The organism is Kribbella sp. NPDC026611 (assembly GCF_040638345.1).
GTDB lineage: Bacteria > Actinomycetota > Actinomycetes > Propionibacteriales > Kribbellaceae > Kribbella.
Window position 1 is genome coordinate 142,646 of the sequence record NZ_JBEZYC010000004.1, and the last position, 12,609, is coordinate 155,254.

The window sequence follows — 12,609 nt, forward strand, 5'->3', positions numbered from 1 at the left end:
TGCACCTGACTGCCTGGAGTGCGCCTTGCCTGTGCCGAAAGTCCCCGCCAAGGGCAGCGTCACCCGGAGAGGGCTCGCGGTGCTGCGGGTGGCGATCTGGGAGGAGCCGGGCGTCTTCACGCTGTCCGTGCTCGCCAGCATGCTGTACGGCGGTATGACGGTCGCCGGCGGCTGGGCGCTCGGCTACGCCACCGACCACCTGATCCGGCCCGCGTTCGAGCGTGGCGACGTCACCGGCGGCACGATCGGGTCACTGATCGGCCTGTTCCTCGGCATCGCGGTGCTGAACGCGATCGGCGTGGTCGGGCGGCGCATCGGCGCCGGCGTGATGCAGTACCGGCTGCAGGCGACGTACCGGCGCCGCGTCACCCGGCAGTACCTGAAGCTTCCGCTCGAGTGGCACCACCAGCACTCCACCGGCATGCTGCTGTCGAACGCGAACGCCGACGTGGAGTCGATCTGGTTCGTGATCGCGCCGCTGCCGATGGCGATCGGGGTGATCGCGATGCTGGTGTTCGCGACCCTCGCGATGTTCGCCGCCGACGTCTGGCTGGCCGTGGTCGGCTGCTGCGTCTTCCCGCTGGTCTTCGTGGCGAACGTGATCTTCCAGCGCTACCTGCAGCCGCTGGCGACGCGTGCGCAGCAGCTGCGCGCCGACGTGTCCGAGGTGGCGCACGAGTCCTTCGACGGTGCGCTGGTGGTGAAGACGCTGGGCCGGGAGGCGGCCGAGACCGAGCGCTTCCGCGGTCCGACCTACGCGCTCCGGGACGCGAACATCGCGGTGAACAAGGCGCGTGGCATGTTCGACCCGGTCATCGACGGCCTGCCCCGGCTGGGCGTCCTTGCCGTACTGCTGGTCGGTGTGTACCGGGTTCGCTCGGGTGCGGCTGACGCCGGTGACGTGGTCCAGGTGGCGTTCCTGTTCACGCTGATCGGCTTCCCGATCCGGGCGCTCGGCTGGGTGCTCGGTGAGCTCCCGCGGTCGGTCGTCGGCTGGGACCGGGTCCAGCGCGTGCTCACCGCCGAGGGCGGGATGGAGTACGGCGAGGCGCGGCTGACGTCGACGACAGCCGCTCGGCTGCAGGTCTCCGGTCTGCGGTTCGGATACCTCCCGGAGCGCGACGTACTGGCCGGGATGGACTTCGCGATCGAGCCCGGCCGGACGGTCGCCGTGGTGGGACCGACCGGTGCCGGCAAGTCCACGCTGACCACGCTGCTGACCCGCCTGATCGACCCGGAGGAGGGCTCGGTCAAGGTCGACGGGATCGACCTGCGGGAGCTGGCCCGCGACGAGCTGGCCGGCTCGGTGGCGCTGGTGGCGCAGACCGCGTTCCTGTTCGACGACACGATCCGGGGCAACATCACGCTCGGCGGTGACTACAGCGACGAGGACATCTGGGACGCGCTGCGGATCGCCCAGGGGGACGGGTTCGTCAAGGCGCTGTCGGACGGCCTGGACACCAAGGTCGGCGAGCGCGGTACGACGCTGTCCGGCGGGCAGCGGCAGCGGATCGCGCTGGCCCGCGCACTGGTCCGGCGGCCGCGGCTGCTGATCCTGGACGACGCCACCAGCGCGGTGGACCCGCAGGTCGAGGCACGGATCCTGGCCGGCCTGCGCGAGGTCGTACACGAGGAGAGCGGTGCCGCCACCACCGTGCTGGTGATCGCCTACCGGAAGGCGACGATCTCGCTCGCCGACGAGGTGCTGTTCCTGGACGAGGGCCGGATCCTCGCGCACGGCACCCACACCGAGCTGCAGCAGACGTCGCCCGCCTACCGGGACCTGGTCGACGCCTACGAAAAGGACGCGGAGCGCCGCCAGGAAGAGGCGGAGCTCGAAGCAGACCTGGACGCGGAAGGAGCATCAGCGTGAGCGCGGCGGAGGCGACTCGGCTCGACCATGGCGACAACGCCGGTGGGATCGAGACGCTCAAGGAGGGGCTGAAGGTCTCGCCGGAGCTGGCGCGTGGGTGGTGGGTGACCGGGATCCTGGCGCTGACCATGACCGCGGGGCGGATCGTCGTACCGATCGCGGTGCAGCAGACGATCGACAAGGGTCTGTCCGGTGCCGGCGGGCCGAACATGTCGTACGTGGCGTGGATGGTCGTCGTCTGCGCGCTAGGTGTGGTCCTGACGGCGGGTGCGTCGTACCTGACCACCGTGCGGCTGGCGATCAACTCGGAGTCCGGGCTGGCGACGATGCGGATCAAGGCGTTCCGGCACGTGCACGACCTGCCGGTGCTGACGCAGAGCACCGAGCGGCGGGGTGCGCTCGTCAGCCGGGTCACGTCGGACGTGGACACGGTGTCGCAGTTCCTGCAGTTCGGCGGGTTCATCTTCATCGTCAGCCTCGGGCAGATGCTGCTCGCGACCGTGGTGATGTTCATCTACTCGTGGCAGCTCGCGCTGGTCGTGCTGCTGTGCTTCATCCCGCTGTTCCTCAGCCTGAAGTACCTGCAGCGTGCGATGTCGGCGGCGTACGGGATCGTCCGGGCGAAGGTCGGCGAGATGCTGTCCGCGATCTCGGAGCCGGTCGTCGGGGCGCAGGTGGTTCGCGCGTACGCGATCGAGCAGCGGACGCAGACCCGGATCGACGCGACGATCGACGACTACCGGCGGACTGCGACCAAGGCGCAGGCGATCACCGGTCTGACCTTCTCGATCGGTGGTCTGGCGGCCGGTCTGGCGAACGCCGGGGTGCTGACGGTCGGTGTGCTGCTCGGTGTCGACAAGCAGGCCACGCTGGGTGAGCTGCTGGCGTTCATGTTCCTGGTGTCACTGTTCTCCGACCCGGTGCAGATCGCTACGCAGGTGCTGACCGACGCGCAGAGTGCGTTCGCCGGCTGGCGGCGGGTGCTCGGTGTGATCGCCACTCCGGCCGACGTGGTCGACCCGGGTGAGGCGGGCGTGAAGCAGGCGCGGGGACCGATCACGGTCGAGTTCGACGACGTCGACTTCGCCTACCCGGAGGGTGAGCTGGTACTGCGCGATGTCGACGTACGGATCGCGCCGCATCGGCGCGTCGCTGTGGTGGGGGAGACCGGGTCCGGGAAGACGACGTTCGCGAAGCTGCTGACCCGGCTGATGGACCCGTCGTCCGGTGCGGTGCGGCTGGACGGGGTGGATGCGCGGGAGATCTCGTTCGAGTCGCTGCGGGAGCGGGTGGTGATGGTGCCGCAGGACGGGTACCTGTTCGACGCGTCGCTGGCGGACAACGTGCGGTTCGGCCGGCCGGAAGTGACGGACGCGCAGCTGCTGACCGCCTTCGAGTCGCTCGGGCTGACGGACTGGCTGGAGTCGCTGCCGGACGGGCTCGACTCACCTGTCGGACAGCGTGGTGAGTCGCTGTCGGCGGGCGAGCGGCAGCTGGTCGCGCTGGTCCGCGCGAACATCGCCGACCCGGACCTGCTGGTGCTGGACGAGGCCACCTCGGCCGTGGACCCCGGCACCGAGGTCCGTGTCAACGCTGCGCTCGAGCGGCTGATGGCGGGCCGTACGTCGGTCACCATCGCCCACCGCCTCTCCACCGCCGAGGCCGCCGACGAGGTCCTGGTCTTCGACAACGGCGAAGTCGTAGAACGCGGCTCCCACGCCGAGCTGGTCGGCGCCGGCGGCGTCTACACCCGCCTCCACAACAGCTGGATAGCCCAACGAAGCACCCTCTGAAAAGCAAGAAAGAGAATCATCAGGAAGAAAAAAGACCAGAAAAGAAGAGATTTAGAGGGTTGGCCGGCTCCGGTGATCGGCCGGAAGTTGTCGGGGTGTCCGGCCGCGGGAGGCTGCCACGACCGGCGCGATCACCGAGTGCGGCTGGGAGCCAGTGCTGCGTCGCGCGGCCAAAGCCCCGGTCGGTCACCGGAGCCAGCCACCACTGTGAAATCTCTCTTCCTTCCTGTCGTTTTCGGCTGCCTCGTTCGTCTGCCGGGCCCGGGCGTGCGAGACGGCCGGGCCCGGGGAGGGGTCCGGCCGTCTGCGGGGTCAGCTGGGGGTCAGCTGGTGGGGGCGGCGCCGTTCTCGCGGCCGGCTCCCGGCTGGGGTACCAGCAGGAACTCGACACCGCCCTTGTCGTCGACCGCTGCGTCCAGGATCTTGTCGTCCAGCGCGTTGGCGGCGTTCTGCTCGAGGAACACCCGCGCGCCGGCGTCCTCGACCACCTGGTCGCCCGGCGCCGGTGCCTCGGTCGTCGTCACCGCGAGTGCCGGATCCGCCGGGTTCTCCTGCGAGATCCGCACCCCGGCCCCCTCCGGCGCGCCCTCGACGCCGGTGATGCTCTTGATCACCAGTGTCGCGTTCTCAGTCAGGGTCAGCACAGCCCACTCCATCCGTCGGTTGTCGGTTGAGCCCGTCCCGTGCCCGATGCCCAGGATCACAAACCCCGGCCGCGGAAACCTGCGTGCGAACTGTCGGTGCGATGGTGTGTGATCTGACACCATGGCGATCGAGCTGAAGACTCCGGGGACCGACGAGCTGGGCGGCCTGGTGGCCGCGCTGCGTGACTGGCAGCGAGACAACGACCCGTACCAGCTGCACCCGGGCGACATCGGGTGGCAGTGGCGGTTCGGCCCGGAGGCGACCACGGCTGCGACGCGGACCTGGACCCGGGACGGCGTGATCGTCGCGATCGGCCTGCTCGACGACTCGGACACGCTGCGGCTGTCGATCGCGCCGGACGCGCAGCGGGACCCGGAGCTGGCCCAGGTGCTCGTGCATGACGTGTCCACCCCGGACGTCGGCGTGCTGATCGAGGGCAAGGTCTATGTCGAGTCGCCGATGGGTGCGCTCGTCCAGGACCTGCTGTTCAAGGACGGCTGGAACGCGCACGACCCGTGGGCCGCGCTGTGCCGCGATCTGAGCACGCCGGTCGAGGACCCGGGTGTCCGGATCGACGTCATCGGCGCGGAGGAGGCGCACGAGCGCACCGGCGTACAGCGGGCTGCCTTCGAGGGGTCGACGTTCACCGACGCGCGCTGGCACGCGATGGCAGACGGCCCGGTGTACGAGGATGCGCGCTGCCTGGTCGCCCGGAACCAGCTCGGCGAGTCGGTCGCGGCCGCGACCGTGTGGTCCGCAGGCGAGGGCAAGCCGGGCTACATCGAGCCGATGGGGGTGCACCGGCTGCACCGCGGCCGTGGCTACGGTAAGGCGATAGTGCTCGGGTGTGCGCGGGTGCTGCAGGAGCTGGGCGCGTCGAGCATCTACACCTGTACGCCGGCGTCCAACGTCGGCGGAGTCGCGACGTACCAGGCGGCCGGACTCGAGCCGCAGCCCGAGATCCGCCCGCAGCGCCGGGAGGGCTAGGCCGCCACGTCGTCGGCGGCCCGCAGTACCCGCAAGATGTTGCCGTTAGCAAGCTTTGTCAGGTCCTGGTCGCTCCAGCCGCGGTCGGCCAGGGCCTGGAACAGCACTGGGTACGTCGACACGTCCGGCAGCTCCACCGGGAACTCCGGGCAGCCGTCGTAGTCCCCGCCGAGCCCGATGTGATCCACCCCGGCCACCTCACGAACGTGCTCGACGTGCTCGACCACATCTGCCAGCGTCACGTCCGGACGGGGTACGTCGTACATCGCCTCGACCTGCTCGCGGTGCTCCGACCCTTCCAGACCGTGCTCCTTGGCGAGCGCGTGCAGTCCGTTGGTCCAGTCGACGTACGCCTGGGAGACGAAGTACGGGACGAAGGTGACCATGCAGACGCCGTCGTTGGCCGCCAGGGTCTCCAGCACGTCGTCCGGTGCGTTGCGCGGTACGTCGCAGACCGCACGGGCCGACGAGTGGCTGAAGATCACCGGTGCACTGGTGACGCGCAGCGCGTGCCGCATCGTGTCCGCGGAGACGTGGGAGAGGTCGACGAGCATGCCGATGCGGTTCATCTCCCGGACCACGTCCTCGCCGAACTCGTTCAGCCCGCCGAGCACCGGCTCGTCGGTCCCGGAGTCCGCCCAGGACACGTTGTGGTTGTGCGTCAGCGTCATGTACCTCACGCCGAGCTCCCGCATCACCCGCAGTACGCCCAGCGACTCCCCGATCGAGTGGCCGCCCTCCATGCCCATCAGCGAGGCGACCCGCCCGGCCTTCATCGCGGCCTCGACGTCATCGGCCGTGTCCGCCAGCCGCAGGTCGTCCGGGAACCGCTCGACCAACCGGTGCACGAAGTCGAGCTGCTCGAACGTCCGCCGTACGGCGTGCTCGTCCTGCGGCACCCACAACGACCAGAACTGCCCCCCGACCCGCCCGGCCCGCAGCCGCGGAAGATCCGTGTTCAACTGCGGCACCGACCCACCCAGGTCATACGCGTCGAGGTCGTACCCACACAGCTCGTAGAACGCGATAGGCAGATCGTTGTGCCCGTCAATCACCCAGTCGTCGTTCGCCATTCAGTCATCTTGTCAGGATTGTTCGTAGCCCGCGGCCGGCTGCTGGAACGTGTCGGCCACCCGCCGCAGGACGCCGAACGCGTCGAGGCCCGGCAGCTCGTCGTACATGATCGCCTGGGCGGCGTGCACGACCAGGTACTCGGCAGTCTCCGGCCAGAAACCGAAGCCGGTCGCGGTGGTCGCCTCGGTGTACTGGTCGCGGTAGCTGTAGGCGCTACGCACCGACCCCGCTTCTGCTGTCAGAAAAAGTCCAGCGGCATCCGCCTGTAGCACCAGCTGCAGCAGGTTCGCCTCGGTGATCGCCGGCCAGTCCGCGGCCCAGTCCTGTGCCTCCGGTGCGAGCGTGAACCGCCAGGTGTCCGCGCGCGCCGCGAACTCCTGCTCGGCAACCTCGCGCCGGCGCTTCTGTTCTGCGTAGTACGCGTTCAGGTCCACCGTGGCCTCCCGTGGTCAAAGCAGTCCTTGGTATCGGAGACAATAGGGGGGTGACTATCGACGAGCTGACCTTCGATGGGGCCGGGTTGATTCCGGCGGTGGTGCAGCAGTACGACACGCGCGAGGTCCTGATGGTGGGCTGGATGAACGCCGAGGCCGTGCGGCGGACCGCGGCGAGCGGCCGCAGCACGTTCTGGTCGCGGAGCCGGCAGGAGTACTGGGTCAAGGGTGAGACCAGCGGCCATCGTCAGCACGTCAAGCAGATCCTCGTCGACTGCGACGCCGACACCCTGCTCGTCCTCGTCGACCAGGAAGGCCCCGCCTGTCACACCGGCACCCGCAGCTGCTTCGAGCACGGCGAGATCGAGGTGACCGCGGCGTGAACACCCCGGACCTGGAGACCTTCCGCGACTACGCGAAGGACCGCCGCGTCATCCCCGTCACCCGCCGGCTGCTGGGCGACGCCGAGACGCCGATCGGCGTGTACGGCAAGCTCGCCGCCGAACGCGAAGGCACCTTCCTGCTGGAGTCGGCCGAGAACGGCGGCGTCTGGTCGCGGTACTCGTTCATCGGCGTCCGCTCCGCCGCGACGCTGACCGAGCGCGACGGCCAGGCCGTCTGGACCGGCAACCCGCCAGTAGGCCTGCCGGAGTCCGGTGACCCGCTGCAGGCGCTGCGCGAGACGCTGGAGATCCTGCACACCCCGCGCCTGCCGGACCTGCCGCCGTTGACCGGCGGCATGGTCGGCTTCCTCGGGTACGACGCGGTCCGCCGGATCGAGCGGTTGCCGGACACAACGACCGACGACCTCGGCCTGCCCGAGCTGACCTTCCTGTTCGCCACCGACCTGGCCGCGCTCGACCACGAGACCGGCGAGATCTGGCTGATCGCCAACGCGGTCAACTGGGACGACTCCGACGAGCGCGTCGACGAGGCGTACGCCGACGCCGTCCGCCGGCTCGACGCGATGGAGCGCGACCTCGCCCAGGCGACCCCGTCGTACGTCGTCCGCGCCGACCGGCTGGCCCAGCCGGACCCGCACCGGCAGCGCTCGAGCGCGGAGTACCGCGAGGCGGTCGAGCACGCCAAGGAGGAGATCCGGGCCGGAGAGGCGTTCCAGATCGTCGTCTCCCAGCGCTTCGAGCTGCAGACGACCGCGTCCGCGCTGGACATCTACCGGGTACTGCGCCGCTCCAACCCGAGCCCGTACATGTACCTGGTCCGCCTGGACGGCTTCGACATCGTCGGCTCCAGCCCGGAGGCGCTGGTCAAGGTCACCGACAACAAGGTGATCCTGCACCCGATCGCCGGCACCCGCCGCCGCGGTACGACACCGGAGGAGGACCACGCGCTGGAGGAGGAGCTGCGCGCGGACGTGAAGGAGCGCGCGGAGCACCTGATGCTGGTCGACCTCGGCCGAAACGACGTGGGCAAGGTCTGTGCGCCGGGCACGGTCGAGGTGGTCGACTTCATGGACGTCCGCCGGTACAGCCACGTGATGCACCTGGAGTCGACGGTCACCGGGCAGCTGGCGGCCGGCAAGACCGCCTTCGACGCGCTGACCGCCGCATTCCCGGCCGGGACGTTGTCCGGGGCACCGAAGCCGCGCGCGATGGAGATCATCGACAAGCTCGAGGTCACCCGCCGCGGGGTGTACGGCGGGATCGTCGGCTACCTCGATTTCGCCGGTGACGCGGACACCGCGATCGCCATCCGGACCGCGGTACTGCGCGGCGGGACGGCGTACGTGCAGGCCGGGGCGGGGATCGTGGCCGACTCCGACCCGGCCTCCGAGGACGCCGAGTGCCGGACCAAGGCGGCCGCCGTACTCAACGCGATCGCGGTCGCGGGGACGTTCAGCGACGTATGAGAGCCCAACGACTGGTCGACCTGCTCGCGCTCGCGGCGCTGATCCTGCTCGGGCTGTCGGGGTACCTGACCTGGGTGTCAGCGGATGCCGGCAACGGGCGGCTTCCGGTGCACTTCACCGGCTACTCGATCACCAAGGCGCCGGTCACGCTCGCGCTCGCGGGTGTCGTCGCCGTGGTGGTGACGAAGCTCGCTGGGACCGCGCTCCGGCGAGTCCTGGGCGGTTTGGTGGCCCTGCTCGGCGTCGGCGCGATCGTGGTCGCCTTGAGCGTGCGCCCCGATGGCCCCGAACTGAGCAGGTTGCGGCCGGAGCTGAGTGAGGTGGTGGCGGACCATGTCACGCAGTCGCTGGGACCGGCGCCGTGGTTCGCGCTGGCGGGCGGGATCGCGCTGGCCGCGGCCGGTGTGCTGACCGTGCTGACGGCGCAGCGGTGGCGGCGGCCCACCGCGCGATACGAGCGTGATCCGGCCGCCGCACCGGCCGATCAGTGGAAGGCGATCGACGCGGGGGAGGACCCGACTCTGTGATCGCGGCGGGGTACCGCCACAATAGGACGGACGACAACGAGGAGTGGCGCCAACTATGGACAATACGACGGCCGATCAAGCCCGGGTAGCGCAGCGCGAGGAGGCGCCGCACGACCTGCACGGCAACAGCCCGGCGGCGTGGACCGCGGTCACCATCGTGCTGATCGGTTTCACGGTCGGCGCGATCGCGATGGTGCTCGGCCCGAACTGGGTGCTGTTCTGGATCTCCGTCGCGGTCGTCGTGCTGGGTGCGCTCGCCGGCAAGGTGCTGCAGCTGCTCGGTTTCGGAGTTCCGACCGACGACGAACACTGAGGGGCGGACGGACATGACTGTGCTTGACGACATTCTCGCGGGGGTCCGGGAGGACCTCGCGGAGCGCCAGGCGCGGGTCAGCCTGGACGACCTGAAGCAGGAGGCCCAGCGCAAGCCCGACGCCAAGGACCCGATGCCGGTGTTCCGTGGTGACGGGATCGCGATCATCGCCGAGGTGAAGCGGTCCAGCCCGTCCGCGGGCGACCTGGCCGAGATCACCGACCCGGCGGCGCTGGCCGGGGAGTACGAGGGCGGCGGCGCCGCCGCGATCTCGGTGCTGACCGAGGAGCGCCGGTTCAACGGCAGCCTGGACGACCTGCGCGCGGTCCGCGGCCGGGTCGACGTGCCCGTGCTGCGCAAGGACTTCATCGTCTCGTCGTACCAGCTCTGGGAGGCCCGCGCGGCCGGCGCCGACATGGTGCTGCTGATCGTCGCGGCGCTCGAGCAGGAGGCGCTGGTGTCGCTGATCGAGCGGGCCCAGTCGATCGGCCTGTGCCCGCTGGTCGAGGTGCACGACGAGGAGGAGACCCTGCGTGCGGTGGACGCGGGGGCTCAGCTGATCGGCGTGAACAACCGGAACCTGAAGACCCTCGAGGTCGACCGGGACACCTTCGCGCGGATCGCGCCGACCATCCCGAAGGAGCTGGTCCGGGTGGCGGAGTCGGGCGTTCGCGGGCCGCATGATGTAATCGAGTTCGCGCGCGCCGGGGCCGATGTCGTCCTCGTCGGTGAAACCCTGGTGACCGGCCGCGATCCTCGTGCCTCGGTCGCCGACCTCGTCGCCGCCGGATCGCACCCCGCCATCCAGCAGCGGCACTAAAGTGCTTCAGGTGTGGTGTAGCTCGGCGCTAACGGCGCCCAGGCACGCACCTCGCGGCACTTGAGCAGCGCCCACGATGCTCCGCATCGAGGCCACTACTCAAGCACCACGATGCACGCACCTGGACACCGTTATCGTTCGAGCTACACCACACCTGAAGCACTGGCCCTCCCGGCCGGTCCAAACGGCCCGGGACAGAAGCTCTCCCGCGCTGCCTAAGCCGGGTTTGGAAGGTTTTGTCGGATGAGTAGTGTGCTGCCCGACCAGCTCGGGCACTTCGGCCGTTTCGGCGGCCGGTTCATGCCGGAGGCGCTGATCGCGCCGCTCGACGAGCTCACGACCGCGTGGCGCGAGGCGATGGCCGACCCGGAGTTCACCGGTGAGTTCGAGCGGATGCTGCGCGAGTACATCGGCGCCCCGAGCCTGCTGTACGACGCGACCCGGCTGTCCGACGCGGCCGGGGCGCGGATCCTGCTCAAGCGCGAGGACCTGAACCACACCGGTGCGCACAAGATCCGGAACGCGATCGGCCAGGCGCTGCTGACCAAGCGGATGGGCAAGCCGCGGGTGATCGCGGAGACCGGTGCCGGCCAGCACGGCGTCGCGACCGCGACCGCGTGTGCGTATCTCGGCCTCGAGTGCGTCGTCTACATGGGCGAGGTCGACACCGAGCGCCAGGCGCTGAACGTGGCCCGGATGAAGCTGCTCGGCGCCGAGGTGATCTCGGTCAAGACCGGCAGCCGGACGCTGAAGGACGCGATCAACGACGCGCTCCGCGACTGGGTCGCCAGCGTCGACAAGACGCACTACATCCTCGGGACGGCGGCGGGTTCGCACCCGTTCCCGGCGATGGTGCGCGACTTCGTCCGCGGCATCGGCGACGAGGCCCGGGCGCAGTCGCTCGAGCTGCTCGGCAAGCTGCCGGACGCGGCGGTGGCGGCGGTCGGCGGCGGGTCGAACGCGATCGGTCTGTTCACCGCGTTCATCCCCGACCAGGACGTGAAGCTGTACGGCGTCGAGCCGGGTGGCGACGGCTTCGAGACCGGCCGGCACGCGGCGACGATCACCGCCGGTCAGGTCGGCGTACTGCACGGTGCGCGGTCGTTCTTGCTGCAGGACGAGGACGGGCAGACGATCGAGTCGCACTCGATCTCGGCCGGACTGGACTACCCGGGCGTGGGTCCGGAGCACGCGTGGCTGGCCGAGACCGGCCGGGCGAAGTACTGGCCGAAGACCGACGCCGAGGCAATGGACGCGTTCCGGCTGCTGTCGCAGACCGAGGGCATCATCCCGGCGATCGAGTCGGCGCACGCGGTCGCGGGTGCGCTCGACGTCGCGCGCGAGTTGGGGCCTGAGGCAACGATCCTGGTGAACCTCTCCGGGCGTGGGGACAAGGACATGGACACGGCCGCGAAGTGGTTCGGGCTGGGTGGAGAGGCGGCCGGGCATGAGTGACCTGGTTGCCCTGGGCAAGGCCGGGACCGCGGTCCGGGCCGCGAACGACTCCGGCCGGGCGGCCCTGGTCGGGTACCTGCCGGCCGGCTACCCGTCGTACGACGGCGGCGTGGACGCGATCAAGGCGATGGTCGACGGCGGCGTCGACGTCCTCGAGATCGGCTTCCCGTACAGCGACCCGGTAATGGACGGGGTCACGATCCAGCGCGCCGCCGAGGCCGCGCTGGCCGGCGGGCTGCGGACGCGGGACGTGCTCAGCACGGTCGAGAAGCTCGCGGCGTACTCCGACGTGCCCGTGCTCGTGATGACGTACTGGAACCCGATCGAGCGGTACGGCGTGGACCGCTGGGCCACCGACTTCGCCGGAGTCGGGGGAGCGGGGCTGATCACGCCCGACCTGATCCCGGACGAGGGCGCGGAGTGGATCGCGGCCGCGGACAAGCACGACCTGGACAAGGTGTTCCTGGTCTCGCCGTCCTCGACCGACGAGCGGATCAAGATGACCACCGCCGCCTGCCGTGGTTTCGTCTACGCGACCGCTGTGATGGGCGTCACCGGCGCGCGGGAGAAGCCGTCGGACCTGGCCCAGCCGCTCGTGGCTCGCACCAAGGCGGTCACCGGCGTACCGGTCGGCGTCGGTCTGGGCGTGTCGAACGGGGACCAGGCGGCCGGTGTCGCCCGGTTCGCGGACGCGGTGATCGTCGGCTCGGCCTTCGTGAAGGCGCTCGACGAGGCCGGCCCCGCCGGGGTCCGCGCGCTCACCGAGGACCTGTCCGAAGGCGTCCGCCGGGAACCCCGTCAGTCCGTCGATCGTTAGA

The 12,609-nt window shown here is 70.1% G+C and carries 13 protein-coding genes; 10 read left to right on the plus strand and 3 right to left on the minus strand.

Features of this window, described 5'->3' with window-relative positions; translation table 11 throughout:
• The first annotated feature begins 31 nt into the window (after positions 1-31).
• Positions 32-1,873, plus strand: coding sequence for an ABC transporter ATP-binding protein (locus tag AB0E69_RS17780; protein WP_360148492.1), 1,842 nt, complete (start codon positions 32-34; stop codon positions 1,871-1,873).
• Positions 1,870-3,666 (plus strand): ABC transporter ATP-binding protein, encoded by a 1,797-nt coding sequence (locus AB0E69_RS17785; RefSeq protein ID WP_360146355.1) that lies wholly within the window; start codon positions 1,870-1,872, stop codon positions 3,664-3,666. The genes AB0E69_RS17780 and AB0E69_RS17785 overlap by 4 nt, the downstream gene beginning before the upstream one ends.
• A gap of 323 nt (positions 3,667-3,989) precedes the next feature.
• Here the strand turns inward: AB0E69_RS17785 and AB0E69_RS17790 are convergent, their stop codons facing one another.
• Positions 3,990-4,310, minus strand: coding sequence for a Fe-S cluster assembly protein HesB (locus tag AB0E69_RS17790; RefSeq protein WP_360146358.1), 321 nt, complete (start codon positions 4,308-4,310; stop codon positions 3,990-3,992).
• A 121-nt stretch (positions 4,311-4,431) separates the two neighbouring features.
• Here AB0E69_RS17790 and AB0E69_RS17795 point away from each other — a divergent pair, with 121 nt between their 5' ends.
• Positions 4,432-5,298 carry a GNAT family N-acetyltransferase gene (locus AB0E69_RS17795; RefSeq protein ID WP_360146361.1) on the plus strand — a complete coding sequence of 289 codons (867 nt, stop codon included), beginning with the start codon at positions 4,432-4,434 and terminating at the stop codon, positions 5,296-5,298.
• On the opposite strand, the gene AB0E69_RS17800 is transcribed toward AB0E69_RS17795, so the two are convergent.
• Both AB0E69_RS17800 and AB0E69_RS17805 read right to left on the minus strand, forming a co-directional pair.
• Complete coding sequence (locus tag AB0E69_RS17800) at positions 5,295-6,371, minus strand: dipeptidase (RefSeq protein WP_360146364.1); 1,077 nt, start codon at positions 6,369-6,371, stop codon at positions 5,295-5,297. The two genes, AB0E69_RS17795 and AB0E69_RS17800, sit on opposite strands and share 4 nt — an antisense overlap.
• A 12-nt stretch (positions 6,372-6,383) precedes the next feature.
• Positions 6,384-6,806: a hypothetical protein gene (locus tag AB0E69_RS17805; RefSeq protein WP_360146367.1), complete on the minus strand. Its 423-nt coding sequence runs from the start codon at positions 6,804-6,806 to the stop codon at positions 6,384-6,386.
• Between the two features lie 50 nt (positions 6,807-6,856).
• Between AB0E69_RS17805 and hisI the strand changes: the two genes are divergently transcribed.
• From hisI to trpA, 7 genes are all read left to right on the plus strand, one after another.
• Positions 6,857-7,189: a phosphoribosyl-AMP cyclohydrolase gene (gene hisI, locus AB0E69_RS17810; RefSeq protein ID WP_360146370.1), complete on the plus strand. Its 333-nt coding sequence runs from the start codon at positions 6,857-6,859 to the stop codon at positions 7,187-7,189.
• A complete protein-coding gene (locus AB0E69_RS17815; protein ID WP_360146373.1) occupies positions 7,186-8,676 on the plus strand; it encodes an anthranilate synthase component I in 1,491 nt (496 codons plus the stop codon). Before hisI ends, AB0E69_RS17815 begins: the two co-directional genes overlap by 4 nt.
• Positions 8,673-9,203, plus strand: a complete 531-nt coding sequence (locus tag AB0E69_RS17820) for a Trp biosynthesis-associated membrane protein (RefSeq protein WP_360146376.1) — start codon at positions 8,673-8,675, stop codon at positions 9,201-9,203. The genes AB0E69_RS17815 and AB0E69_RS17820 overlap by 4 nt, the downstream gene beginning before the upstream one ends.
• Before the next feature lie 55 nt (positions 9,204-9,258).
• Positions 9,259-9,516, plus strand: a complete 258-nt coding sequence (locus AB0E69_RS17825) for an HGxxPAAW family protein (protein WP_360146379.1) — start codon at positions 9,259-9,261, stop codon at positions 9,514-9,516.
• Between the two features lie 13 nt (positions 9,517-9,529).
• Positions 9,530-10,336 (plus strand): indole-3-glycerol phosphate synthase TrpC, encoded by an 807-nt coding sequence (gene trpC / locus AB0E69_RS17830; protein ID WP_360146382.1) that lies wholly within the window; start codon positions 9,530-9,532, stop codon positions 10,334-10,336.
• 243 nt (positions 10,337-10,579) lie between these two features.
• On the plus strand, positions 10,580-11,791 hold the full coding sequence (gene trpB / locus AB0E69_RS17835; protein ID WP_360146385.1) for a tryptophan synthase subunit beta: 1,212 nt from the start codon (positions 10,580-10,582) through the stop codon (positions 11,789-11,791).
• Positions 11,784-12,608, plus strand: a complete 825-nt coding sequence (trpA, locus tag AB0E69_RS17840; protein WP_360146388.1) for a tryptophan synthase subunit alpha — start codon at positions 11,784-11,786, stop codon at positions 12,606-12,608. The genes trpB and trpA overlap by 8 nt, the downstream gene beginning before the upstream one ends.
• Position 12,609: the final 1 nt, after the last annotated feature.

Coding starts and splice junctions, on each gene's coding strand:
- AB0E69_RS17820 (WP_360146376.1), top strand. CDS start 8,673: ATGAGAGCCCAACGACTGGTCGACCTGCTCGCGCTCGCGGCGCTGATC.
- trpA (WP_360146388.1), top strand. CDS start 11,784: ATGAGTGACCTGGTTGCCCTGGGCAAGGCCGGGACCGCGGTCCGGGCC.
- trpB (WP_360146385.1), top strand. CDS start 10,580: ATGAGTAGTGTGCTGCCCGACCAGCTCGGGCACTTCGGCCGTTTCGGC.
- AB0E69_RS17795 (WP_360146361.1), top strand. CDS start 4,432: ATGGCGATCGAGCTGAAGACTCCGGGGACCGACGAGCTGGGCGGCCTG.
- trpC (WP_360146382.1), top strand. CDS start 9,530: ATGACTGTGCTTGACGACATTCTCGCGGGGGTCCGGGAGGACCTCGCG.
- AB0E69_RS17800 (WP_360146364.1), bottom strand. CDS start 6,371: ATGGCGAACGACGACTGGGTGATTGACGGGCACAACGATCTGCCTATC.
- AB0E69_RS17825 (WP_360146379.1), top strand. CDS start 9,259: ATGGACAATACGACGGCCGATCAAGCCCGGGTAGCGCAGCGCGAGGAG.